25 protein-coding genes are annotated in these 23,104 nt (G+C 36.8%); 12 read left to right on the top strand and 13 right to left on the bottom strand.

What is annotated here, in order from left to right; translation table 11 throughout:
• Window positions 1-5: 5 nt before the first annotated feature.
• Window positions 6-1,499, bottom strand: a complete 1,494-nt coding sequence (locus tag C1T31_RS08970; RefSeq protein ID WP_103052151.1) for a YfcC family protein — start codon at window positions 1,497-1,499, stop codon at window positions 6-8.
• 68 nt (window positions 1,500-1,567) lie between these two features.
• Between C1T31_RS08970 and ung the strand changes: the two genes are divergently transcribed.
• The gene (gene ung, locus C1T31_RS08965; RefSeq protein ID WP_103052150.1) at window positions 1,568-2,233 is read left to right on the top strand and encodes a uracil-DNA glycosylase; all 666 of its coding nucleotides are present in this window, start codon (window positions 1,568-1,570) and stop codon (window positions 2,231-2,233) included.
• A 298-nt stretch (window positions 2,234-2,531) separates the two neighbouring features.
• On the opposite strand, the gene C1T31_RS08960 is transcribed toward ung, so the two are convergent.
• Genes C1T31_RS08960 through C1T31_RS08940 form a run of 5 tightly spaced genes read right to left on the bottom strand, consistent with a single transcriptional unit; the run spans window position 2,532 to window position 6,475 of the window.
• Window positions 2,532-3,389 (bottom strand): substrate-binding domain-containing protein, encoded by an 858-nt coding sequence (locus C1T31_RS08960; RefSeq protein WP_103052149.1) that lies wholly within the window; start codon window positions 3,387-3,389, stop codon window positions 2,532-2,534.
• Entirely contained in the window at window positions 3,386-4,258 is an 873-nt protein-coding gene (locus C1T31_RS08955) for a nucleoside phosphorylase (RefSeq protein WP_103052148.1), read from the bottom strand. Before C1T31_RS08955 ends, C1T31_RS08960 begins: the two co-directional genes overlap by 4 nt.
• The gene (locus tag C1T31_RS08950; RefSeq protein ID WP_103052147.1) at window positions 4,228-5,190 is read right to left on the bottom strand and encodes a DUF1835 domain-containing protein; all 963 of its coding nucleotides are present in this window, start codon (window positions 5,188-5,190) and stop codon (window positions 4,228-4,230) included. Before C1T31_RS08950 ends, C1T31_RS08955 begins: the two co-directional genes overlap by 31 nt.
• Window positions 5,191-5,520 carry a translation initiation factor gene (locus tag C1T31_RS08945; RefSeq protein WP_103052146.1) on the bottom strand — a complete coding sequence of 110 codons (330 nt, stop codon included), beginning with the start codon at window positions 5,518-5,520 and terminating at the stop codon, window positions 5,191-5,193.
• Window positions 5,521-5,524: 4 nt separating this feature from the next.
• Window positions 5,525-6,475, bottom strand: coding sequence for an isopenicillin N synthase family dioxygenase (locus C1T31_RS08940; RefSeq protein WP_103052145.1), 951 nt, complete (start codon window positions 6,473-6,475; stop codon window positions 5,525-5,527).
• 154 nt (window positions 6,476-6,629) lie between these two features.
• Between C1T31_RS08940 and C1T31_RS08935 the strand changes: the two genes are divergently transcribed.
• From C1T31_RS08935 to C1T31_RS08925, 3 genes are all read left to right on the top strand, one after another.
• Window positions 6,630-8,606: an alpha-ketoacid dehydrogenase subunit alpha/beta gene (locus C1T31_RS08935; RefSeq protein WP_243398918.1), complete on the top strand. Its 1,977-nt coding sequence runs from the start codon at window positions 6,630-6,632 to the stop codon at window positions 8,604-8,606.
• Between the two features lie 73 nt (window positions 8,607-8,679).
• Window positions 8,680-9,087 (top strand): 3D domain-containing protein, encoded by a 408-nt coding sequence (locus C1T31_RS08930; RefSeq protein WP_165780095.1) that lies wholly within the window; start codon window positions 8,680-8,682, stop codon window positions 9,085-9,087.
• A 52-nt stretch (window positions 9,088-9,139) separates the two neighbouring features.
• Window positions 9,140-11,293: a S9 family peptidase gene (locus tag C1T31_RS08925; RefSeq protein WP_103052143.1), complete on the top strand. Its 2,154-nt coding sequence runs from the start codon at window positions 9,140-9,142 to the stop codon at window positions 11,291-11,293.
• Here the strand turns inward: C1T31_RS08925 and C1T31_RS08920 are convergent.
• The gene (locus C1T31_RS08920) at window positions 11,290-11,847 is read right to left on the bottom strand and encodes an ExbD/TolR family protein (protein ID WP_103052142.1); all 558 of its coding nucleotides are present in this window, start codon (window positions 11,845-11,847) and stop codon (window positions 11,290-11,292) included. The genes C1T31_RS08925 and C1T31_RS08920 overlap by 4 nt on opposite strands.
• A 655-nt stretch (window positions 11,848-12,502) precedes the next feature.
• Here C1T31_RS08920 and C1T31_RS08915 point away from each other — a divergent pair.
• Together C1T31_RS08915 and C1T31_RS08910 are read left to right on the top strand one after the other, a co-directional pair.
• Window positions 12,503-12,982 (top strand): Hsp20/alpha crystallin family protein, encoded by a 480-nt coding sequence (locus C1T31_RS08915; protein WP_103052141.1) that lies wholly within the window; start codon window positions 12,503-12,505, stop codon window positions 12,980-12,982.
• A gap of 140 nt (window positions 12,983-13,122) precedes the next feature.
• Window positions 13,123-13,806, top strand: coding sequence for a hypothetical protein (locus C1T31_RS08910; RefSeq protein WP_103052140.1), 684 nt, complete (start codon window positions 13,123-13,125; stop codon window positions 13,804-13,806).
• Here C1T31_RS08910 and C1T31_RS08905 read toward each other — a convergent pair.
• Window positions 13,796-14,386 carry a pseudouridine synthase gene (locus C1T31_RS08905; protein WP_103052139.1) on the bottom strand — a complete coding sequence of 197 codons (591 nt, stop codon included), beginning with the start codon at window positions 14,384-14,386 and terminating at the stop codon, window positions 13,796-13,798. The genes C1T31_RS08910 and C1T31_RS08905 overlap by 11 nt on opposite strands.
• Window positions 14,387-14,518: 132 nt before the next feature.
• On the opposite strand from C1T31_RS08905, the gene C1T31_RS08900 reads away from it, so the two are divergent.
• The 3 genes from C1T31_RS08900 to C1T31_RS08890 are packed head-to-tail and all read left to right on the top strand — an operon-like array spanning window position 14,519 to window position 17,995.
• Complete coding sequence (locus C1T31_RS08900; RefSeq protein ID WP_103052138.1) at window positions 14,519-16,075, top strand: DEAD/DEAH box helicase; 1,557 nt, start codon at window positions 14,519-14,521, stop codon at window positions 16,073-16,075.
• A 31-nt stretch (window positions 16,076-16,106) separates the two neighbouring features.
• A complete protein-coding gene (locus tag C1T31_RS08895; protein ID WP_103052137.1) occupies window positions 16,107-17,105 on the top strand; it encodes an NADP-dependent oxidoreductase in 999 nt (332 codons plus the stop codon).
• Window positions 17,106-17,143: 38 nt separating this feature from the next.
• Window positions 17,144-17,995 carry a universal stress protein gene (locus tag C1T31_RS08890; RefSeq protein ID WP_103052136.1) on the top strand — a complete coding sequence of 284 codons (852 nt, stop codon included), beginning with the start codon at window positions 17,144-17,146 and terminating at the stop codon, window positions 17,993-17,995.
• 94 nt (window positions 17,996-18,089) lie between these two features.
• Here C1T31_RS08890 and C1T31_RS08885 read toward each other — a convergent pair whose 3' ends face one another.
• Window positions 18,090-18,926 carry an OmpA/MotB family protein gene (locus C1T31_RS08885; RefSeq protein ID WP_103052135.1) on the bottom strand — a complete coding sequence of 279 codons (837 nt, stop codon included), beginning with the start codon at window positions 18,924-18,926 and terminating at the stop codon, window positions 18,090-18,092.
• Window positions 18,927-19,079: 153 nt separating this feature from the next.
• Here C1T31_RS08885 and C1T31_RS08880 point away from each other — a divergent pair, with 153 nt between their 5' ends.
• Both C1T31_RS08880 and C1T31_RS08875 read left to right on the top strand, forming a co-directional pair.
• Window positions 19,080-19,517, top strand: coding sequence for an SRPBCC family protein (locus C1T31_RS08880; RefSeq protein ID WP_103052134.1), 438 nt, complete (start codon window positions 19,080-19,082; stop codon window positions 19,515-19,517).
• Between the two features lie 89 nt (window positions 19,518-19,606).
• Entirely contained in the window at window positions 19,607-19,978 is a 372-nt protein-coding gene (locus C1T31_RS08875; protein ID WP_123912651.1) for a hypothetical protein, read from the top strand.
• 1 nt (window position 19,979) lies between these two features.
• Here the strand turns inward: C1T31_RS08875 and C1T31_RS08870 are convergent, their stop codons facing one another.
• Both C1T31_RS08870 and C1T31_RS14065 read right to left on the bottom strand, forming a co-directional pair.
• Window positions 19,980-20,249 (bottom strand): hypothetical protein, encoded by a 270-nt coding sequence (locus tag C1T31_RS08870; protein ID WP_123912650.1) that lies wholly within the window; start codon window positions 20,247-20,249, stop codon window positions 19,980-19,982.
• A gap of 7 nt (window positions 20,250-20,256) precedes the next feature.
• Window positions 20,257-20,472 (bottom strand): hypothetical protein, encoded by a 216-nt coding sequence (locus tag C1T31_RS14065; RefSeq protein ID WP_165780094.1) that lies wholly within the window; start codon window positions 20,470-20,472, stop codon window positions 20,257-20,259.
• A 117-nt stretch (window positions 20,473-20,589) separates the two neighbouring features.
• Between C1T31_RS14065 and C1T31_RS08865 the strand changes: the two genes are divergently transcribed.
• Complete coding sequence (locus tag C1T31_RS08865; RefSeq protein WP_123912648.1) at window positions 20,590-20,973, top strand: hypothetical protein; 384 nt, start codon at window positions 20,590-20,592, stop codon at window positions 20,971-20,973.
• A gap of 3 nt (window positions 20,974-20,976) precedes the next feature.
• Here C1T31_RS08865 and C1T31_RS08860 read toward each other — a convergent pair whose 3' ends face one another.
• Both C1T31_RS08860 and C1T31_RS08855 read right to left on the bottom strand, forming a co-directional pair.
• Complete coding sequence (locus tag C1T31_RS08860; RefSeq protein WP_165780093.1) at window positions 20,977-21,804, bottom strand: DUF1853 family protein; 828 nt, start codon at window positions 21,802-21,804, stop codon at window positions 20,977-20,979.
• A gap of 403 nt (window positions 21,805-22,207) precedes the next feature.
• Complete coding sequence (locus C1T31_RS08855) at window positions 22,208-23,002, bottom strand: hypothetical protein (protein ID WP_103052129.1); 795 nt, start codon at window positions 23,000-23,002, stop codon at window positions 22,208-22,210.
• Window positions 23,003-23,104 lie beyond the last annotated feature (102 nt).

Here is a 23,104-nt window from a genome sequence, read left to right as displayed (position 1 = left end):
ATAGCTTACAGATAAACAGATAGGGTCATAACCGCCAGGGTGAAAATAACCAAAATGACAAACAAAGGCATAACGAACTTGAGCCATTTATCATAACCAATTTTAGCGATAGCCAAAGATGGTAATATCAATCCTGTTGGACTGATAAAATATAACAGCCCCATACCGTATTGATAGGCATTAACAACAATTTCTCGACCCACACCAACGGTATCGGCCAATGGTGCCATAATAGGCATGGTTAATACAGCCATACCGGATGAACTAGGTATGAAAAAGGAGAGACCAGCATAGGTGGCAGTCATGACACTGGCAAATAAGCCTTTGTTCATTCCTGAAGTCACATCGCTGGCATAAAATAGCATGGTATCACTAATGAGTCCATCGGACATGATTACAGTAACGCCTCGCGCGATGCCAATAATTAGTGCGACTCCCAGTAAGTCACCAGCGCCTTTAACAAATATTTCAATGAATTTAGCTTCATGGATTTGAGTTATGAATCCAATAATAATAGCACCAACTAAAAATGTAGTCGTCATTTCTAAAAACCACCAGCCCAAAAGTGAAACACCAATAATCATCACAATAAAACAAGCGGAAAATACTAATAAAGCTAAACGTAAACGCCAATTAAATCCCGTAACCTTAACCGATTCCTGATGGAACAAACTTTCAATTTCTGATTTCTGACTAAAAACAATGGATTTTGAAGGGTCTTTTTTAACTTGATTAGCATAACGTAACAAATAAATAATACTGATTAGTAATGTCATTCCTAACATAACAGCGCGTCCAGTTAATCCTGTTGTCCAATTAATTCCTGCGGCATCAGAGGCAATAATAGTGCTAAACGGATTAATGGTCGAGCACATAGTTCCAATAGACGACCCTATAAAAATACAAGCAATGGCAACCAAGGCATCGTATTTAGCAGCTAAAAACACTGGGATTAAAATGGGGAAGAAGGCTATAGTTTCTTCAGCAAACCCAAAGGTGGTTCCCCCAGCCGCAACCAAAACAGTCACTAAAATAATGAGTATGAATTCACGTCCGTGAAGTGTTTTGGCCAACCAAGCAATACCAGCATCAAAGGCTCCAGAATGATTCATAATTCCTATAAGGCCTCCAATGATCAAAACCAAAAATATAATATCAGCAGCATCAATTATCCCTTTAATGGGTGATTTTAAAAAGGCAACCAAGCCTTGTGGTTTTGCCTCCAAAGTTTTATAGGTATTCGGGATGTTAATGGCTTTGTAAATGTCACCGCTAGTAAATTTCTCTATAGGTATAATGACATTTAGACTTTCTAAGGTTTCTTGGTTTGCTGGTAAACTTTCTGTGGAGCCTTCACCAGTCCTGACAAAGGTATTGGAGGCACTGTCGTAGAGTAGTGTATCAAATTTGCCTGCAGGCACAAAAAAGGTTAAAATGGCAACAAGTCCAGCAATTATTAATAAGATAGTTTGAGCTGAAGGGAATTTTAATTTTTTCAAAGATGTACATTTTAATAAAACTAAAGATAGTATTAATTTAGAAGTCTCTAAACAATCGCTAAAAAAAAATGCAGGTCGATATACACGCAAGCTGGAAGCCTTATCTGGAAAAAGAATTTGATAAACCTTATTTTTTTGATTTGGTAAATTTTGTTAAAAAGGAATATCACGAACACACCTGTTATCCTCCCGGTAAAAAAATATTCAATGCCTTTAATCATTGTCATTTTAATGATTTAAAAGTTGTCATCATTGGTCAAGACCCGTATCATGGTCCAAACCAGGCCAATGGTTTGTGTTTCAGTGTTGCCGATGGTATTCCGCATCCACCATCATTGATCAATATATTTAAAGAAATTGAACAGGACCTACATATCAATTATCCCAAAAGTGGCAATTTGGAGCGTTGGGCCGATCAAGGTGTTTTATTGTTAAATGCAACCTTGACGGTCAGAGCCCATCAAGCGGGTAGCCATCAAAACAAAGGTTGGGAAACATTCACCGATTCTGTAATTAAAACCATCAATGATCATAAAAGTAATGTCGTGTTTTTACTTTGGGGAGGTTATGCCAAAAGAAAATCTAAATTAATTGATGCCAGTAAGCATCACATTTTACAATCAGGGCATCCATCACCATTAAGTGCGAATAGAGGATATTGGTTTGGAAATAAACACTTTAGTAAAACTAACTCCCTGTTGGAGCAAGCTGGGTTGAAGTCTGTGGCTTGGTAGTGTTTTTGGTAACTATGAAAGTTGGCGCTTTATCAACAGCTTTAGTACGTTTTGTTGTTTTGTTACAACTAAATATAAGTAATAAAAAGTTGATGGCAATTAAAACGGAAAGTACTAGAGATATTGTTAATAGCATAAGCAATTTGGGTTTGTTAAACACTCTATAAAAACAAATATAAACTTTTTGTGTTAAAAATTAAATAATTTTTAACATTTCTCATACAATATGTTGAATTTAACATGATGATTATTAGCATTTTCAGAATTTATACAAAGTGTTTTTGTGCCAAATACTGTTTTATAATACCCTGTGAACTAAAGATGGGTAGTCCACTGTTTTAGGTATAATCTGCAAGGCCAGTAACTCTTTTTGAATCTTGCTGACAATAGATTCAGATAGTGCTTTTTGAGACCATTCGGTTATAGATAACCATTCTTGGACATCCTCTAATTGTTGTTCATACCTGTTGGCAATGGTTTTATCAATACTCGGAATTGCTTTAAAATCTTTGGTGGTATTATTGATGATATCCAAAATAGTTTTCAAATCTGATTCACTATTTTCAATAAACTGATCACTTACTGCAATGACAAAGCAGGGCCAGGGTGATGGACATTCCCCAACACGTCTGAATACGCCTTCATCAACAATGGGCTTAGTCGTAAATTTTTCCCACATGAAGTAATCGGCAATACCATTGGTCAAACCTTCAATAGCGCCATTTAAATTTTTGATGACTTCAAAATGCAAGTCTTTTTCTAAATCCCATTGATTGTTTTCAGCATTAATATAAGCCATGAGATGGGAGCCAGAACCATAACGACTAATAGCAGCTTTAGTACCTTTTAAGTCATCTATTGTGTTGTATTTTGATTCATGTCCCACATGAATCCCCCAGATTAAAGGCGATTGGACAAAGGTTTGAACAATTTTTGAGGGGTTCCCTTCAATGATATCTTTTATAATGCCTTCTGTAAGAATGACAGCTATATCAATATCTCCATTGCGTAAACCTTTACACATGGCACCAGTACCATCATAATAGTCATGCCAACGAAGATTAATATCTTCGGCTTTATATTCACCATTTTTTAAAGTTAAATACCAGGGTAAATTAAAATGTTCTGGAACACCACCTATTTTAACTGTCTTCATCGGCCTGCAATTTTATCTAGAGCATAAATTATTAATTCATTAACTATTTGCTTTGGATTGGCACTAAACTCCCCAGTAGCTCTATTGGCAATTATGGCATTTAATGATAAAGCCTCATGCCCCAATAGCTTGGATAGACCATAAATAGCCGAGGTTTCCATTTCAAGATTGGTAACTCGAATGCCTTGAAATTCAAAAGAATCTATTTTAGAATTCAATTGGTCATCTTGAAGTTGGAGTCTTAAAACACGTCCTTGAGGTCCGTAAAACCCACCAGCTGTTGCTGTCATACCTAAATGCATGTTGGATCCTTTAAATTGCTCTTCCAATCGTTTACTGTTTTCAATAACAAGCGGTCTGGATTTATGACTGTGCCAATTGGTGTGTGCGATGAAGGCGTCCTCCATTTTTGGATTTCCAATACCATCCAGTTTATAGGCATAGAGCATGCCATTTAAATCTAAACCATGTGAGCTACAAAGAAATGAATCAATAGGAATATCCTTCTGTAAGGATCCTGAAGTTCCAACTCTCACTATCTGCAGGGACTTATGTTGAGCTTTTGGCAAACGTGTTTTTAAATCAATGTTGGCTAGAGCATCCAATTCATTCATAACAATATCAATATTGTCCGGGCCAATACCAGTTGATATAACCGTAATATGGTTGCCTTTATAATATCCCGTTTGGGTTTTAAATTCCCGTTTTTGAATGGTGAATTCAATAGAATCAAAATGTTTTGTAATACGTTCAACCCTATCCTGATCGCCAACAAATATGATTTTATCTGCTAGGTGTTCAGGCTTTAAATTTAAGTGGTAAACACTACCGTCTGGATTTAGTATAAGTTCAGATTCTTTAATGGGCATGGTACTGGGTTTTTTACGAGTATTTTTCTTTCTTCACTATAATAGTAATCCAATCGGTTTATTCCTCCATAGGATATATTGTTATTGATTTCTAGAGCAAAATTATGGGAACTTAAAAGTGCTTCGTGACCCTTTCTGTTTAAGGTAATCCCAGTTTCAGTTTCATTAAAGAAAATAACTAAATTATCTATCAATCTATTAATTTGAGTATCACCATATCCGTAATAACCTTGATAGTTTAAAATATAACCTAATAAATGATGTCTGGAATTAATGTCGTTATCCTTGATTATGCTTAAGATGTTTTTTTCTAAAATTGATAAACCACTTTTAATATCCGGAAATCTTCCAAAATGAGCTTTAATACAATTGTTTAAGTATTTGAAAGATGATTTTTTTGTGACATAAGGTTTCAATAAATTATGGTCTTTACCACAGTAGATTCGCCAAATAGTTATGGCTAAATCGATATCTTCTTCAGTCAAAAGAATTTTGGAATCAAAGTGGTCAAAAAGTTGCTTTTGATTCAATTCACTTAATCCTTTTAAGTTACGTTCGCCTTCAATATGGCCACTGCACACTAAATATATTGGTAATGAAATAGCTTTTTCTTTGAGTAGACTGATAACGGCCAAAAGATTGATGTGACAGAATAAATCGTACTCAAACCAGAGGACAATTTTGGAAAAAGAAGATACATCATCTAAAACTGATAATTCATTGTGAAATTGATACTCATCAATTTCAATATCATAATACGTGCTCAAAAAAGCCTTTCTTAAGTTTAGAAAAGTTGTTGTATCTATTTGTGATGTAGTACTTCCTTCGCAGAGCATTTCATGCCAAGTTAGAATATGACCTTTAAAATCCAATTCTTTTAGATAGTCCGTTAGGCTTCCGCCATTGGTAATATGGAGTATGGTATTTTCCATTTAGCCGCCTACACGTTTGACCGCAAAGCCTTTATCTTTTAAGATTTCCATAATTTTATCCCGATAATCACCTTGTATAATAATCTTATCGTCCTTAAAGCTACCACCAACACTTAAGGTTGTTTTTAGTTCTTTTGCCAATTGCTTAAAATCTTCAGTAGCCCCCGTATAACCTTCTAATATGGTTATGGGTTTACCCTTACGCTTTTCATATTTACAAATGATGGGATCGTCCTGTAGCCAAATATTAGACCCTTCCTTATCATTGGAATCATCATTTTCAGATACATGATCGGGAAACAGATTTTTTAATTGATCTTGTAAATCCATCAATTTACTTTTTGATAAGGCCTAATTCAATCAGACGCTCATTGAGGAATTCACCTGCGGTTATATCCTCAAATTGTTTTGGGTTGTCCGCATCGACACAGCTTTCTAGTACATTTAATTTCATGTCACTAATTGGGTGCATAAAAAATGGAATGGAATATCTAGATGTCCCCCAAAGTTCCCTTGGCGGATTGATAACCCTGTGAATGGTGGATTTTAATTTATTATTAGTGTGGCGTGATAACATATCACCAACATTTATCATCAACTCATCAGGCTCTGCAATGGCGTCTAACCATTCACCGTTATGGTTTTGTACTTGAAGTCCGCGACCTTGTGCGCCCATCAACAAGGTGATTAAGTTAATATCGCCATGCGCAGCAGCACGAACCGCATTTTTAGGCTCTTCCAAAATAGGAGGATAGTGTATAGGTCTTAAAATACTATTACCATTGTGAATGTAGTTGTCAAAATAAGTTTCTTCCAGTCCCAAGTGCAATGCCAATGCCCTTAAAACATATTTTGCTGTTTTCTCCAACATGCGATAGGTTTCTTTACCAATTCTATTGAATTCAGGTAACTCTTCAACCTCAACATTTTTCGGGTATTCTTTTTCTAATTTAGGATTATCCTCAACATATTGTCCAAAATGCCAAAATTCTTTTAAATCGCCTTCCTTTTTACCTTTGGCACTTTCTTTTCCAAATGAAATGTAACCGCGTTGACCACCAATACCAGGAATCTCATATTTTTGCTTTGTTTCCAACGGTAAAGCAAAGAAATTTTTGACCTCATCATATAATTTGTCGACTAATGCATCGTCTAAAAAATGCCCTTTGAGAGCAACAAAACCAATTTCTTCGTAGGCCTTGCCAATTTCGTCAACAAACTTTTGTTTTCTAACAGGATCACCTGATATGAAATCGTTCAAATTTACACTGGGTATACTATTCATTATATAAAATTTTAAAGGAATGTATTACAAATGTACGAAAACATTACAAAGTTTAGAACACTTAATTATTCATTCATTTTTAATACCAAATATCAAATTATACTATATTTGACAAACAAATTTTATGATCTCAAACGTGTCTACACTAAACAATATGGATTACCAAATTTCGAACCTGGATAACAACAAACTACTGGAATTATACAAAAATATGTTGAAGCCCAGGTTGATTGAAGAAAAGATGTTAATTCTTCTTAGACAAGGTAAAATCTCGAAATGGTTTTCTGGAATTGGTCAAGAAGCCATTGCGGTTGGTGTCACTATGGCCATGCACACTGATGAGTATATTTTACCGATGCATAGAAATTTAGGCGTATTCACGACACGTGAAATTCCTTTATATCGCTTGTTTAGTCAATGGCAGGGTAAGTCCAATGGATTTACAAAAGGGCGTGATAGGTCATTTCATTTTGGCACTCAGGAGTTTAAAATCGTGGGGATGATTTCCCATTTAGGTCCTCAAATGGGTGTTGCCGATGGTATTGCATTGGCTAGCAAGCTAAAGAACAAAAATCAAGTAACTGCTGTGTTTACAGGTGAAGGAGGTACTAGCGAAGGGGATTTCCATGAGGCATTAAATGTGGCATCAGTTTGGGAGCTGCCTGTTATGTTTTGTGTTGAAAACAATGGCTATGGACTATCAACACCAACTTCCGAGCAGTATCGCTGTGAAAATATTGCTGATAGAGGATTGGGCTATGGTATGGAATCTCATATTATTGATGGCAACAATATTGTTGAAGTATACACTAAAGTAAACGAAATTGCTGAAAGTATCCGAAATAATCCGAGACCTGTTTTATTGGAATTCAAAACATTTAGAATGCGAGGTCACGAAGAGGCTAGTGGTACAAAATATGTACCACAAGAACTTATGGATGCTTGGGCAAAAAAAGACCCTGTTGAAAATTATCAAGCATTTTTAAGAGATTCAGGGATATTGACCGAACCTGTTGAAGTCGCTCTAAAAGAAGATATTGTTCATGAAATTAATGAACATCTTCAAATGGCTTTTGATGAAGAACCCATTATTCCAAATGAAAGTAATGAGTTACATGATGTCTATAAACCATTTCAATATCAGGATATTAATACGGATTCTAAAACGGTAGAACTTCGTTTGATTGATGCTATTTCGGAAGGTTTAAAACAATCTATGGAGCAACATCCTGATTTGGTTATTATGGGACAGGATATAGCCGAATATGGTGGTGTTTTCAAAATAACAGAAGGCTTTGTCGAACAATTTGGTCGTGATCGCGTTCGAAATACGCCCATCTGCGAATCGGCAATTGTTGAAGCTGGTATGGGGCTATCAATTGCAGGTATGAAAGCAGTTGTTGAAATGCAGTTTGCTGATTTCGTGTCTTCTGGATTTAATCCCATTGTCAATTATTTAGCTAAATCGCATTATCGTTGGTCCCAAGAGGCTGATGTTGTGGTGAGGATGCCTTGTGGAGCTGGTGTTGCAGCTGGTCCATTCCATTCGCAAACCAATGAGGCCTGGTTTACTAAAACTCCCGGATTAAAGGTAGTATACCCGGCTTTCCCCTTTGATGCCAAAGGTTTATTGGCTACAGCCATTAATGACCCAAATCCCGTATTGTTTTTTGAGCATAAAGCCTTATATCGTAGCGTTCGTCAAAAAGTCCCTAAGGACTATTACACTTTACCTTTTGGGAAAGCCTCTCTGTTACGCGAAGGTGACGACGTAACCATCATTTCCTATGGTGCGGCTGTGCACTGGGCCATAGAAACATTGGATAACAATGCTGACATTAAAGCCGATTTGATTGATTTGCGAACATTACAACCTTTGGATGTTGATGCTATTTTTGAATCTGTTAGAAAGACTGGACGTGCAATTATATTACAGGAAGACTCATTATTTGGTGGTATAGCATCTGATATTGCAGCAATAATCATGGAAAATTGCTTTGAACAACTGGATGCTCCCGTAAAACGGGTTGCCAGTATGGAGACGCCTATTCCATTTATTGGTCAGCTTGAACAACAATATTTAGCAAAAGGACAATTTGAAGCAGCACTGAAGGATTTGTTGGCCTATTAGTTTATTGGCCTTAAGTTAAAATCTTTCATGGCATTAAAAAGAAACGTATATTTAGGTCAATTAGCCATTTGACATGTATCGTTTTATTATACTGTTCTTAATACTATTTCTAGCTTGTAAAGACAATCCAGAAGATAATTACACATGGAAAACCCTTCAGGTTACTGCCACTGCCTATAATTCATTAGCCTATCAAACCAACAGTAATCCTCATATTACAGCCTTTGGAGATAGCCTTAAACCTGGCATGAAATACATAGCTGTTTCTCGCGATTTATTATCTTTAGGATTAAAGCATAACACGCCAGTGGCTATCGAGGGCATGGAAGGGCTGTATTATGTAAAAGATAAAATGCATTATCGTTGGAAAAAACGTATTGATATTTATATGGGTACAGATGTTAAAGCTGCCAAAAATTGGGGAAGAAAAAAAGTTGAGATTGCTTATGGCGTTCTAGAATCGGAAGAATCCGTAGACTAAAAAAGTTCTTTTTTTTTCGTTACTTTATTGTTTAATCATAACAAACCAAACCATGAAATTACGTCCTTTATCAATCCTATTGCTTCTTATTATTGGCTGTCAATCCAATTCAAAGAAAGAATCATCAGAAACTATTAAGGCTCCAGTAGCCAAAAAATTTCCTGTGAATCATGTTATTCATGATGATACGCGATTGGATAACTATTTTTGGATGCGTTTGACTGATGAGCAAAAGAGTGCTGAAAACCCAGATGAACAGACACAGGATGTTGTAAATTATCTCAATGAGGAGAACAACTATTTAAATGAAGTCATGCAACATACCGATGCTTTTCAAGATAGGTTATTCAATGAAATGGTAGGCAGAATAAAAAAAGATGATCAATCGGTTCCTGTAAACGACAATGGTTATTCCTATTATACACGATTTGAAGAAGGTGGTGAATATGCTTTGTATTGCCGAAAAAAGTTGGAAGACAATGCTAGTGAGGAAGTTATTTTAAATGGCCCAGAAATGGCAAAAGGGTTCTCATATTTTGGAATTGGCAGTAGGGATGTTAGTCCAGATAATAAATTAATGGCTTTTGGAATAGATACTATTTCCAGGCGTCAGTACACCATTTACTTTAAGAATTTGGAAACAGGGGAGTTGTTATCTGATAAATTAAGTAATACGGGTGGTAGTGCTACTTGGGCCAATGATAACAAAACGGTGTTTTACTCGACTAAAGATCCACAAACACTACGTCAAAATAAGGTTTACAAACATGTTTTGGGTACAGATCAAACTGATGATGTTATGGTATATGAAGAAAAAGACGATACCTACCGCACTGGTGTATTTAAAACAAATTCCAAAGCATTTATTTTCATTGGCAGCTTTCAAACACTGTCATCGGAATATCGTTTTTTAGATGCGAACAAACCTGATGGCAATTGGCAAGTTTTACAACCTCGAGAATCTGATTTATTGTACTATGCCGATCATTTTGGTGATGACTTTTATATACGCACTAATGACCATGCTACAAATTTCAAATTAGTAAAAACGCCCATCAAATCACCCACTAAAGACAATTGGGAAGATGTCATTCCGCATCGGGAAACCGTTTTATTGGAAAATTTTGATTTGTTTAAAAATCATTTGGTGATTAATGAGCGTCTTAATGGATTGCGGACCATTCGCATTATGCCATGGGAAGGTGAAGACTTTTATATGGAATTTAAAGACCCTGCATATACAGCCTTTCCAACATCCAATTTGGATTTTGACACTAATATATTACGATATGGCTATTCGTCATTAACGACACCTTTTAGCACTTATGAGTATAATATGGATACTAAAGAGCAGGTGTTATTAAAACAAGAAGCTGTACTTGGAGGATTTAATGCCAATGATTATACGTCAGAGCGGTTGGAATCTACGGCTACCGATGGAACAAAAATTCCCATCTCCATGGTTTATAAAAAAGGCATTGCTATTGGTTCGGATACACCGTTATTATTGTATGGATATGGTTCGTATGGAAATAGTTCCGACCCAAGCTTTAGATCAGATCGTTTAAGCTTGCTGGATCGCGGATTCGTTTATGCCATTGCCCATGTTCGTGGTGGTCAGGAAATGGGACGCCAATGGTATGAAAATGGTAAATTATTGAATAAGAAAAATACGTTTACCGACTTTATTGATGCTGGAAAATATTTGGTTGACAAAGGCTATTCCAGTCCTGAACACTTATATGCTATGGGTGGCAGTGCTGGTGGTTTACTCATGGGAGCAGTGGTAAATATGGAACCAAGTTTATGGAATGGTGTCATAGCGGCTGTACCTTTTGTGGATGTGGTAACTACCATGCTGGACGAAAGTATCCCATTAACAACTTTTGAGTATGATGAATGGGGCAACCCAAATGATAAAGTCTATTATGATTACATAAAATCTTATTCACCTTATGACAACGTTACAGCTCAAGATTATCCTAATATGCTCGTAACAACAGGCTATTGGGATAGCCAAGTACAATATTGGGAACCCGCAAAATGGGTCGCCAAACTAAGAGATTTAAAAACAGATGATAATCTCTTAATCATGGACTGCAACATGGAAACAGGTCATGGTGGTGCTTCCGGACGTTTCGAGAGATATAAGCGAACAGCTCTTTATTATGCATTTCTATTTCATTTAGAAGGCATAGAGGACTAGTTGCTTACTTGTTCTCCCATTTGAATCGGATAAGCATCTTGCACCTGTTTCAATTCGCTGTATGTTAATTCTGATAGCGGTTTTCGAAATAGGCTTTGAGCATATTGAGTTCTTAAATCATTATAAGCTTTAGATATTTCATCTTGAACGGAAACAAACAATTCGTAGGAGGTATCTCGGCTATGTTGAATATTTACAAAGGCCTTTTTGGGGTTGTCTGAATGGTAATCAACAGATGCTCCCTGACAATAGGTGCAGGTTTTATCACCATTATTATCAATATGTTTTATGATATTTTCTTTCAATTGGTCAAGAGCGGTTAATTCATCGTTCAATAAAATATCCTGATTACTGTTCAATACAATTCTTAAAATATTTTGTTCAGCAATGGTTTTAGTACAGTCCATATGATCCGGACACTTATCCGGAAGTTGCCTGTTAATACCTATATCGGTAGCTATGGTAGTCGTGACCAAAAAGAAAATGAGTAATAAGAATGCAATGTCGGCCATAGAACCAGCATTCACTTTTTCGGAATTGCGATAGTTTTTCATGAGTATAGAATTAAATTGATATTGAGCGTATTAGCTATAACACAAAAACAATACCAATAAAAATTGAACATAAAAAAAGGCCAACGGAAACACGTTGGCCTTGATTTTTTAACTAATTCAAACTAATGTAAATATCGCTTTATACCTTTCCAAAGTGTATTGTGGCAGCTAGAGAATGATACGGATTCACAACTTCTTTTAAAAGGTTTCTTTAAGAATTCGCTATGGTCTCTCGATATTTTATGTACTGCCTCCATAATTCGTTTTTTTGATTGATTAATTGATTTTTTCAGATTTTACGATCTGTAACGTCTTTTACTGTTCCAAGTATTACTTCTTGTAGTACTGAATGTTCCTGTTAATTGATTGTTGTCTAAAGTTCTCATAATTTTAATTCTTTTAATTGATTGATGTACTATATAGACGACCATAAAATAGATTTGTTACAGTACTATGTAATACAAAGTAATGATTTAACATTTTTTAACATTTAAACAGCTTACTATCAAGTGTTTGATTTGGAACAAAAAAATGACAAAATGACGAGTAGGGGAGAAATTTTGGCAGAAAAATAGATTAAAAACCACTTGGCATTTAATTTGTTCATAGCATATTGAACATATAATAGAAGTTTAACTAATAAATTTTGAACAACATGAATAATTTAGTAACAATGCCAAAAAATGGCAACAGACTAGCAAAAAAAGAGAATGTCACTGGTTTACCAAGTTTTTCATCTTGGTTAGACAACTTTTTCGACACCGATTTAGGAACTGGTTTATTATCTAATTTCAATACAGGTATGACCTTGCCAGCAGTTAATATAAAAGAAGACAACGAAAACTATCATTTAGATGTGGCCGTACCAGGTTTGAAAAAAGGTGATTTTGAAGTAGAAGTGGATAATGATATTTTAACCATTTCAGCTCATACCAAAACAAAAAATGAAGTGGATGAAGAAAACTACACCAGACGAGAGTTTGGCTATTCTTCTTTCAAAAGAACCTTCACATTGCCTGATACAGTAGAATCAGAAAACATCAAAGCAGGCTATGAAGATGGTATCTTAAGTGTCCACATTCCAAAACGTGAAGAAGCCAAAAGAAAACCAGCTAAACGAATTGACATTTCTTAAGTCAATTTGGGAATGATAATTTATTCTTAAAAAAAAGAGAAGCGCTCAGCGTTTCTCTTTTTTCATTTATATTTGATTCAAAAATTAAAAGGTATGGTTTTTGTAATTACAAAACGCAAACCAATAGCCTGCTCCTTAAAATGAGACACCTATTTTTTATCATCTGTTTATTAAGTTTATTGGGTAACCCAGTAGTTGCCCAGATAGATGATAGCTCCAATCCATCAACCATTATTCCGGCCGAAACCAATAATGATGCTAATTCAGGGGCTTTGGATATTAAACCTATTGATAGCAAAGGCTTAAGCAACCCAAATTCCAACAAAATAAATGGGATGTCTGTTCCCAAGACCAGATCGACCACCAACAATGAATTCTCTATGTTTCCAAAAGAAAAATTTGGAAATCCTGCCGAACAGTATAAGGAACGATTTGAAAGGCAAGAAAAAGGATTTGAAAAAGTCATTGAAGGTGAGGTTTTAGGAGATACAGAAGATCAATATTTAGGTGATTTTAAAACCAATGGAAAGAAAATAACCATTGCCTATCGAGATTATGGCGCTACAGATGGTGATCTCATTAGAATTATTGCGGATGATGTGGTGCTGCGCGGACAAGTTTTACTGGGCTCTAGATTGAGTGGTTTTGAAATGGAGTTAAAAGAAGGCTTCAATAAACTGGATTTTCAGGCATTAAATATGGGAGAAAGCGCACCAAACACTGCAGAACTGTTGGTGTTAGATGAAGGCGGTAATGTGATTGCACAGGAATATTGGGCATTACGTACAGGCGTAAAAGCCACCATTATTGTGGTTAAGGAATAGACACCAGTTCTTCAACCATACCTACTGCCAAATCACCTAGATGGATATTTCCAATGCGAACACGCACCAAACGCAAAGTTGGATGCCCAACGGCTGATGTCATTTTACGCACCTGTCTAAATTTACCTTCAGTAATCACAATTTTTATCCAAGTAGTTGGGCCATGTCTGGAATCCCGTATTTTTTTGGAACGTTCTGGCAAGTCAGGTATTTCAGGTAATAACTCGACTATACAGGGTTGGGTTTGATATTTCTTACCATCAAAGCCTATGGTAACCCCTTGTCTCATTGTTTCCATACTGTCAGATGATAAGCTACCATCCACCTGCACATAGTATTCTTTTTCAATACCTCCACTGGTAATAAGGGTACTGGTTTTACCGTCAGTGGTGAGTAATAATAATCCTTCCGATTTTTCATCCAACCGACCAATAGCCATCGTGCCTTCAGGAAAATCATACAATTCACCCAATAGCTTTTTTTGACGTTTTTGACGACCATTAATCACGAATTGACTAATGTAACCATAGGGTTTATAGAGTTTGAAATGTCTGTGGATACTATTTTTTTGGCTCAACATAAAATAATAAATGTCAACAAGTGTACAAAATTAAGTTTTAAACGATGACCTGTTGAAAAAGTCTGAATTTTAATTTTAAAATATACTTCAAAAACCTAGAAAAGACCTTATTTTTGCACATTGGAAAATTTTATGAGTCAAACTATTTCAACATTAGAGTTAGAAGATAGAAAGGTAGGGAAGGACCTCTATAGTTATCAAAAAGGTGCCATTAACAAGATATTCAAGAGCTTTGAGGAAGCTCCTGAAGATTATCATTTACTATATCAATTACCAACTGGAGGTGGGAAAACTGTTATTTTCTCAGAAATCGTCAGGCAGTATCTCAAGCATCACCAAAAAAAGGTGTTGGTCATGACGCACCGTATTGAGTTGTGCCGTCAAACATCGGCTATGCTTACGGAGTTTGGTGTAGAAAATAAAGTGGTCAATAGTAAAGCCAATTTAGATGACCAAGGTCAGTACAGCTGCTTTGTGGCTATGGTCGAAACCCTCAATAACCGTCTGAATGAAGATAAACTGGATATTTCAGATATAGGTCTGGTTATTATTGATGAGGCGCATTATAACTCCTTTACCAAACTCTTTAAGTTTTTTGAAAAGTCATTCATTCTTGGGGTTACGGCAACACCATTGAGTTCCAACATCAAATTACCTATGAAGGATAATTATGATGAACTGATTGTTGGTGAAAGCATTGAATCACTTATTAAGAATGAGTTTTTGGCTAGTGCCGATATTTACTCTTACAATGTCGGGTTAACATCTTTGGTGGTTGGTGCCAATGGCGATTATACCGTAAAGTCTTCCGAAGATCTTTATACCAATAATGATATGCTTTCAAAGCTTATCATGGCCTATGAAGAGCGTTCCAAAGGTAAAAAGACCCTTATTTTTAATAATGGTATCAACACCTCGTTGCATGTTTATGATACCTTTAGAAGAGCCGGTTATCCTATTGCGCATTTAGATAATACCAACTCAAAAAAAGAGCGTAAGAAAATATTAAAGTGGTTCAAGGATACGCCGGATGCGATCTTAACATCGGTAAGTATCTTAACCACTGGTTTTGACGAACCCACAGTTGAATCTATTATCTTAAACAGAGCTACCAAATCATTGACCTTATATTATCAAATGATTGGTCGTGGTTCCAGAATTCTTAAGAACAAAAACTCATTCACGGTCATTGATTTAGGAAATAATTTACACCGTTTTGGGCCTTGGGGAGCTGATCTAGATTGGCACCGCATTTTTAGAACCCCTAATTTCTATTTGGATGGTATTTTGGGTGATGAAGAAATCGAGGAAAACTTCCGCTATGAAATGCCGGAAGATTTACGACTGTCATTTGCCAATTCTGAAGATGTGTATTTCGATATCAAAAAGACCTATGTCGATGCCGTGCGTGCTGGTGAATCTTCAAAAGTTGTTTTGGAACGTTCCATTGCGCATCACGCCAAAATATGCATTGAAAACAGTGAAGACGTATATGACGCACTCGATTTAGCGAAACTATTGGGAGATGATATCGATTATCGTATTCAGCGTTACACCAAGTGTATCAGTAAGAGTACCTTCAATTTTGTGGAGTGGCTTAAGGATGATTATCGTAAAAAGCTACGTGCTTACCTACGCAGTAATTTTGATGATGTCTTCTCGGAAATACATGGTAGACCAGCCGAGTAACCATCTCGTTTTTTAATTGTAAATTTAGGGTATGAACAAACAACTTATCCTAAAACAGCGACCCAAAGGAATGCCAGATGACCATACTTGGATTCTTAAAGAGTCTCCCATACCCGAAATTCATGAAGGGGAGTTCCTCATCCAAAATCATTATATCTCATTAGATCCTGCCATGCGAGGCTGGATGAACGATTCCAAATCTTATATCGAACCTGTACAAATTGGCGATGTCATGCGTGCAGGAGCCATCGGCAAAGTGATTGAGTCTAAACATCCGAAGTTTCAAGTGGGACAAACGGTAACAGGCTGGCATGGTGTACAACAATATGCCGTTTCCAATGGGGAAAACAGCTATCCAGTTGATGACAGTCAGGTACCCATGACCAAATTCCTGGGTGTACTGGGTATGCCTGGTATGACCGCCTATTTTGGATTAATGGAAGTAGGTAAAGTTCAGGAAGGCGATGTCGTCGTAGTCTCTGGAGCCGCTGGAGCTGTAGGTAGTGTAGTGGGGCAAATAGCCAAAATTAAAGGCTGTCATGTGGTTGGTATAGCAGGAGGGAAGCAGAAGTGCGATTACCTTGTAAACACATTAGGATTTGATGCAGCCATAGATTATAAATCCCAAAATGTCTTTGAGGCTATCAAGGAAACTTGTCCAAAAGGCTTGGATGTCTATTTTGATAACGTAGGAGGGGAGATCCTGGAAGCCGCATTATCCCGTTTACGTAGGCATGCACGCATTGTTATATGCGGCGCCATTTCCCAGTACAATAATTTAGAAAACATGAAAGGCCCTCGTAATTATATGGCGTTGTTGGTCAATCGGGCAACCATGCAAGGTATGGTGGTAATGGACTATGCTGAAAAATATCCACAGGCCATGCAAGAAATGGCTGGTTGGATGCTGGCTGGTAAATTACAAAGTAACGAAAGCGTCTTTGAGGGCATCGAGAATTTTCAGGAAACCTTTAAACGATTGTTTACAGGTGAGAAATTGGGTAAACTATTGTTGAAAGTCATAGACTAGTTTTAATTATAATTAGTAATTTTAAGCAAAAATCATCCATGAAGACCATATTATTACCAACGGATTTTTCCAGTAATGCCGCAAAAGCAGCCCAGTATGCCTCGCAACTTTTTAAGAATGAGGCATGTACATTCTATATCATGCACGCACTGGAGTTACAGGCATCGGCACCCTCAACAGGTGTGACTTCCAAACGCGCTTATCAAGCCATTCATGAATCCAGAACAAAATCAACCGATAGCGATTTGGCCAATGCCTTAAAGCAGGCTCAGAAATCGGCTAGTAGTGATAAACATACTTTTAAAACCAAATTAGTTAATGGATCCTTGTTAGAATCGGTTATGGCTATCACTGAAGATTTAAAAGTTGATTTGGTTGTCATAGGAAACAAAGGCGCCAGTGCCATTCAAAAGGCTACTTTTGGTAGTAATGCTGCGCAGCTGATTTTAAAATTATCCTGCCCCATTATTGCGGTACCCGAAACAGCCGATGCCAGTAATCTCAAAGAGATAGGCTTTGCCACCGATTTTACCATTGAGAAATATGGTGATGGTATGAATCTTTTAAAAGAAATTGCACAAACCAACAAGGCTAGTATATCGGTGGTGAACGTGGTTAATAAAAGTTCAGGAGATGTTTCTGGATTGGATATTAAAAAGAGACTGTTGGAAAATGCTTTAAAACCATTGTCATTGAATTATTTCACCCTAACCGATGTATCGGTTGAAATGGGTATTCATGTATTTAGCGAGAGTCGAAAACTGGGGATGTTGGCATTGATTACCAAAAAACGAACCTTTTTTCAAAAGCTCACAACCCGCAGCCACAGTAAGGCCATCAGTCATAATTTAGATGTGCCCTTAATTGTCTTTGACCAAAGAAGATTTTAGAATAACCAAATAGTATCAAACATAAAAAAACGCTCTAACTAAAATGGTTAGAGCGTTTTTTATTGAGGGATTAATTAATAATATGATGTTGTTATTATTGATTACTTTCCATCATCGCAAAAAACTTATTGATGTTTGGTAAGATCACAATACGTGTGCGTCTGTTTTTAGAACGGTTTTCTTTGGTATCGTTGTCAACCAATGGTTGGTAAAAACTTCTACCGGCAGCAATCAGTTTTTCAGGAGCTACATTAAAATCTTCTTGTAATTTCTTAACAACTGAAGTCGCACGCAAAACACTCAAATCCCAATTGTCTTTTACAGCAGCACCTGGCACCATGGTTTTATTATCGGTGTGACCTTCAACCATCACTTCCAAACTTTCTTCAGAATTAATGACATCTGCTAACTTCTGTAAAATACCATCTGCTTTGTTACTCACATAATAGCTACCAGACTTAAATAACATTTTATCTGAAATAGAAATCATGACCACAGTCTCATCAATATTAATGGCAATATCTTCATCTTCGTTCATATCACTGGTATCCATGGATTTGCGTAAGTTGTAACCAACAGCCAGGTTCATAGAATCCTTTAAAGTTTTAGCTTCAGCCAATGCCGCTGGATCTACATTCTTAAGAGTTTCATTCATTTTATTACGTACATCATTAGAGATTACCAGGTCATCTCCAACAGTTACTAATTGGGCGTCATTTTCTTCAGTAAGGGAATTGATTTTGGCATTGTAAGTATCAATACGGGCTTGAATTTCAGCAAATTTAGCCTCTAGGTCTTCTTTCTCAACTTTAGTCTTGGTCAGTTCGCTTTTAATTTCACCATTTTCCTGCTGTAGGGCAACATATTTCTTTTTCGATACACATGACATTACAAACAGTCCGGTTACTACAAGGATTGAAATTTTCTTCATAATTGTTTATTAGTTTTTATTTATGGTTATATGAGTATCTACGCTGAAAAACATCTTTTAGACGTTGAACGACCACTTTTATATTTTTTTTAACAATTGTACTACCGCATCACAACTTTAGTTATATTTATACTACCAACCCGTAAATGCTAAATGAGAAAAGTAGAAGCAACCATCAGTATTGCCTGTAAGCCCGAAATGGTTATTAAGGCATTTACCAATCCCGATATGCTAAAAGGATGGTGGCAGGTCGATCGTGCTTATATTGATCGCGAAGTCGATGGTATGTATGCCCTGACCTGGCAGGTTACCGATAAAGGCTTTGGATATGTATCGGTAGGTACTATTAAAACCTACAATCCTAATATGCAATTGGTGGTAGATAATTTCACTTACATGAATCCCGAAAAACCTATTTTGGGTAATATGACCCTAACGGTTATTGCCAAACACAATGAAAACCATACGGTGTTATACCTCTGTCAGGAAGGCTATCAAAAGGGAGCCGATTGGGATTGGTATTACGAAGCTGTTAAGGAAGCCTGGCCACAAGCGCTCAAGACATTAAAAGACTATCTCGAAAAGCTTTAGACCATTTTCAACTGTTAAATCCTGTTAAACTCCTTGACAACAAGCCGTTTAGTCTGTATGTTATGGTATAACCAAAACATATTATAACAATGAAATCACTTATTTATATGGCTATTTGTCTAATCACCTTTCAGGTCATGGGGCAGGACCCGATGTTGCAAAAACCTGATTTGGCATTAGATGAACAAGCTAAAACACTTACTAAAGAATATGATGCCCAGCTGGGACTAACCAGCGATCAATTGGTACCTTTTGAAATCAAGGTTGAGGAATTCCTGATTCGCAAAGAGAAAATTGAAAATAGGCTAGAAGGCCGTGAAAAGCTCGAAGCCCTAGCAGTCTTGCGTGAGCAGGAGTATGTTGAGATGCAAAACATCCTTACGCAACCACAATTAAACGTGTACAAACGGATAAGACCCAGTATCCAACCACTGGATGTGGTAGAAAAACCCAAGAAATAACCTAGGCACTCATTTGGCGTTGGGTAACCGTTTCTTTAATGTGTAGTAAACTGTTAACCACAGCAATCAATTCAAACTTTAAGAAATTCTTGTTCTTTTTACTGAAATGATTGATAATGTGGGTATACAATGGTTTGCTACCTTTTTTTATGGTCACAAAATAGGTGTCTTTTTCGGCATCCAATATCACCGAACTTTTATAGTTGCTCTCTAATAAGAACCAATAAGACAAACTGTTAATCTGATTGAAAAGGGAAAGATTCGTTTCCATAAGTCTGTTATTTAATAGGTTTGGGGACCTCGTTAATAGAATATGAAGATACCATGGAAGGGGAATCAGGTACTAAAAATTCTGATATATTCCCGTTTTTTTCGTTGAATAACCACAACTTACCGTTCGTCGATGGTTTTATGGAAGTCGCTTCACAGCCAGTGGGAATTTCTATGGTTATCACTATAAAAACGCAAGCATTTATAGACTGATGTATATCCATAAACATTATTTATATATATTATAAGCTATTGTTATTCAATAAGTTACACTGTTAAAATATTCTAAATTTCTTGCAAATGAGGCTAAAATATGGTAACTTAAGGTAAAACTTTTAGCCATGAAAACAATACTCATAACACTCATTACAATTTTATCATTTCAGTCATTTGGGCAGGAGCGTAGTTTCATGTTTATTCCCATGGAAGTGCCCATAACCAATGAAGCCAAAGATCTGGCTCAAGCATATAATAGTGCATTAGCCTTGTCTGATGATCAATACTTTGTATTCGAAATGAAGATACAAGACTTTTTGAACCGACGAAACTACATGCAGGAAACCATGAACGGCAGGGCGCTGTTAGAAGCCTTGTATGAAGTGCGTAACCAGGAAATCATGGAGATGCAGCAATTCTTAAATGTTAATCAGTTAGATGCTTATGTCAAACTGAAACAACGTTTGCAACCCATTCGTATTGATAATCGGGTGATTACAGCCCTGTAAGGTTTACCACCAGACCACAAATAGGCGTTCCAATTGACCATCAGGATGGCGCATCCATATTAATGGTGCCCGTTTGGTTTGCAGGAGTGCTTCCAACTGGGATTTAATCAGGGTATAGGGTTGCCAGCTCACCGTATTATGTGCCAACACCAGCCAATCCAGTTTGTTGGGTATGTATAAACTACAGGTGGTATAGGTTTCTAAATCCGGTAAACGCACATAGGTTCCCATAACGGCTTTGGCATTCAGTTGCTCGAATGGTACAGCAGTAGCCGTAGCTCTCGGTACAAACAACTGTGCCAGAAACAACACTTCTTGCTTTATAGATGCTGAATCCAACCTGTGGCGTTCTAAATAAGGCTGTGTTTCTGGGGCCTGTAGCAAGGGTAGTTGCTTGTTCCGTAATTTATCCAGTTTATAGACCAGACTATCTTTTCGGTTAGGTCCAATCCAATGTTCCAGATCGGTGGTACCAACCAACGGATCGTACACATAGAACTTATAGATTATCTCCAAATGAATGGGTTGGTTATTTACCAAGAGTAAGGCATCCAATTCACCCAAGGTTTGTTTATCTTGCTGTATTTGCAAGTTAGTCTCCAGAATTTTAATATGTGCTTGCTGTGCCAAACTCTGGAACACAAAATATTCTACACGGTTGCCCAAACGTTTGGGCGCATCTTGTGGATGCAATGGTACCGAATCCTGTAAAGCCATCAAACCAAATTGCTGTAAGTTATTATTTAGCTGACCAAACCATAATGGCTGCGTTTGAATAAAACCCTGATATTGTAATTGCAATTGTTGTTGCTGTGAGGTGAGCGTATCCATAGAATGGATTAAAGATACCATTTCTAGATGATTCTCACGAATGTGTTATACTCACGGAATAGGTGTGTTCTGAAAAAGTTCTATTTTACATAATATAAATTATAGAACAAATAGATAATTCATACTATCTTATGAATAGTCCAATTTGTCAAAGTAATTCCTATTTATGCCTAGATTCTAAAAATCACGTATTCGATAAAATACTCACAAAAAAATATTTTAAGCATATCTCACGGATTTGAAAATTATGGGAGATTGCATACTTATATAAGATTTACCCGAAACTGATATGGCGTTTACCTGAAGCTGACCCGAAGTAACTACGGCTTTGATACGACGTAAGCACGGGTGAACCTCCTAGTAGCTATGACGATGCTATGTGGTTTTTATGACTAGAATATGGCTAAAGCACTGCGACACACGCCATAGCCTGTGCGGTTTTAAAGGGACTAAACTCATTTTGGACCATGTTGCCGTATTGGATGCCCAACCAGACCGTAATGGCCGTATTTGCCGGTATGCCTGTGCTTATGGGATTGATGAGCTGTAAATAGATGTTTTGATGCTCTATTTTACATAATAATGGACTAGATTGGCTAGTGACACCTAAACCATTACTATTTGGATGTTGTGGTTGATAGCCTTGTACGGTATCTGACCATTTGTAATTGGATACGATACTTAAGGCAGCAGTTAGCCTGAAATGTGTGGCTGTTTTGGGTGCTTGTTTGAGGTGGTATTTGTCACTTTTTGGAATACTGATATTGACTACAGAACGTGCTGTATTGCTTGTTATTATGGGTTTTACGGTATATATTTGGCTGAATACTTTTGTTTTATTGAGTTGAAAGCCTATTAGTAATTCTGGCTGATTGAAGAGGTTTGCCTCCCGTTGCCCTGGCTCCCCACTACCCTTTTGAATGATTTTACGGCAACAACCCGATAACCTGCTTGTCATGTAGCTGTCTTTAAACGCGGCTACATTTTGCTTCAAGCCTGTACAAATGGCTTTTGCTAGTTTGGAAGCTCCACCGAACTCCAATAAGTTTGCCTTGACGGGTTTGAATGCGGGATCGTTGTAGATGCGCTCTTTGGAAGGGCCCACCGCTGTACGGTAAATGTACGCTCCTTTGAGTGGGTAGTAACACACCCCGTTTAAGGTACCCTTTATTTTTATGAACCCTGTTTGTTTAGGCATTTGATTATAAGTAGGTTATAATATAAATATAAGCATTTTTTTGATTGTTTGGTTGGGCATTTGAGAAATTTTGGGATTCCAAGATCAATCAATATAAGCATA

The sequence above is a fragment of the Hanstruepera neustonica genome, from assembly GCF_002895005.1.
GTDB lineage: Bacteria > Bacteroidota > Bacteroidia > Flavobacteriales > Flavobacteriaceae > Hanstruepera > Hanstruepera neustonica.
Note: the sequence above shows the minus strand (reverse complement) of the source record. Positions and strands in the feature narration are given on the sequence as shown.

Coding starts and splice junctions, on each gene's coding strand:
- C1T31_RS08870 (WP_123912650.1), bottom strand. CDS start 20,249: ATGGAAACGAATCTTTCCCTTTTCAATCAGATTAACAGTTTGTCTTAT.
- C1T31_RS08955 (WP_103052148.1), bottom strand. CDS start 4,258: ATGCCCATTAAAGAATCTGAACTTATACTAAATCCAGACGGTAGTGTT.
- C1T31_RS08890 (WP_103052136.1), top strand. CDS start 17,144: ATGAAGACCATATTATTACCAACGGATTTTTCCAGTAATGCCGCAAAA.
- C1T31_RS08900 (WP_103052138.1), top strand. CDS start 14,519: ATGAGTCAAACTATTTCAACATTAGAGTTAGAAGATAGAAAGGTAGGG.
- C1T31_RS08885 (WP_103052135.1), bottom strand. CDS start 18,926: ATGAAGAAAATTTCAATCCTTGTAGTAACCGGACTGTTTGTAATGTCA.
- ung (WP_103052150.1), top strand. CDS start 1,568: ATGCAGGTCGATATACACGCAAGCTGGAAGCCTTATCTGGAAAAAGAA.
- C1T31_RS08895 (WP_103052137.1), top strand. CDS start 16,107: ATGAACAAACAACTTATCCTAAAACAGCGACCCAAAGGAATGCCAGAT.
- C1T31_RS08920 (WP_103052142.1), bottom strand. CDS start 11,847: ATGAAAAACTATCGCAATTCCGAAAAAGTGAATGCTGGTTCTATGGCC.
- C1T31_RS08905 (WP_103052139.1), bottom strand. CDS start 14,386: ATGTTGAGCCAAAAAAATAGTATCCACAGACATTTCAAACTCTATAAA.
- C1T31_RS08935 (WP_243398918.1), top strand. CDS start 6,630: ATGGATTACCAAATTTCGAACCTGGATAACAACAAACTACTGGAATTA.
- C1T31_RS08880 (WP_103052134.1), top strand. CDS start 19,080: ATGAGAAAAGTAGAAGCAACCATCAGTATTGCCTGTAAGCCCGAAATG.
- C1T31_RS08865 (WP_123912648.1), top strand. CDS start 20,590: ATGAAAACAATACTCATAACACTCATTACAATTTTATCATTTCAGTCA.
- C1T31_RS14065 (WP_165780094.1), bottom strand. CDS start 20,472: ATGGATATACATCAGTCTATAAATGCTTGCGTTTTTATAGTGATAACC.
- C1T31_RS08950 (WP_103052147.1), bottom strand. CDS start 5,190: ATGGAAAATACCATACTCCATATTACCAATGGCGGAAGCCTAACGGAC.
- C1T31_RS08910 (WP_103052140.1), top strand. CDS start 13,123: ATGAGACACCTATTTTTTATCATCTGTTTATTAAGTTTATTGGGTAAC.
- C1T31_RS08945 (WP_103052146.1), bottom strand. CDS start 5,520: ATGGATTTACAAGATCAATTAAAAAATCTGTTTCCCGATCATGTATCT.
- C1T31_RS08930 (WP_165780095.1), top strand. CDS start 8,680: ATGTATCGTTTTATTATACTGTTCTTAATACTATTTCTAGCTTGTAAA.
- C1T31_RS08860 (WP_165780093.1), bottom strand. CDS start 21,804: ATGGATACGCTCACCTCACAGCAACAACAATTGCAATTACAATATCAG.
- C1T31_RS08925 (WP_103052143.1), top strand. CDS start 9,140: ATGAAATTACGTCCTTTATCAATCCTATTGCTTCTTATTATTGGCTGT.
- C1T31_RS08855 (WP_103052129.1), bottom strand. CDS start 23,002: ATGCCTAAACAAACAGGGTTCATAAAAATAAAGGGTACCTTAAACGGG.
- C1T31_RS08915 (WP_103052141.1), top strand. CDS start 12,503: ATGAATAATTTAGTAACAATGCCAAAAAATGGCAACAGACTAGCAAAA.
- C1T31_RS08940 (WP_103052145.1), bottom strand. CDS start 6,475: ATGAATAGTATACCCAGTGTAAATTTGAACGATTTCATATCAGGTGAT.
- C1T31_RS08875 (WP_123912651.1), top strand. CDS start 19,607: ATGAAATCACTTATTTATATGGCTATTTGTCTAATCACCTTTCAGGTC.
- C1T31_RS08960 (WP_103052149.1), bottom strand. CDS start 3,389: ATGAAGACAGTTAAAATAGGTGGTGTTCCAGAACATTTTAATTTACCC.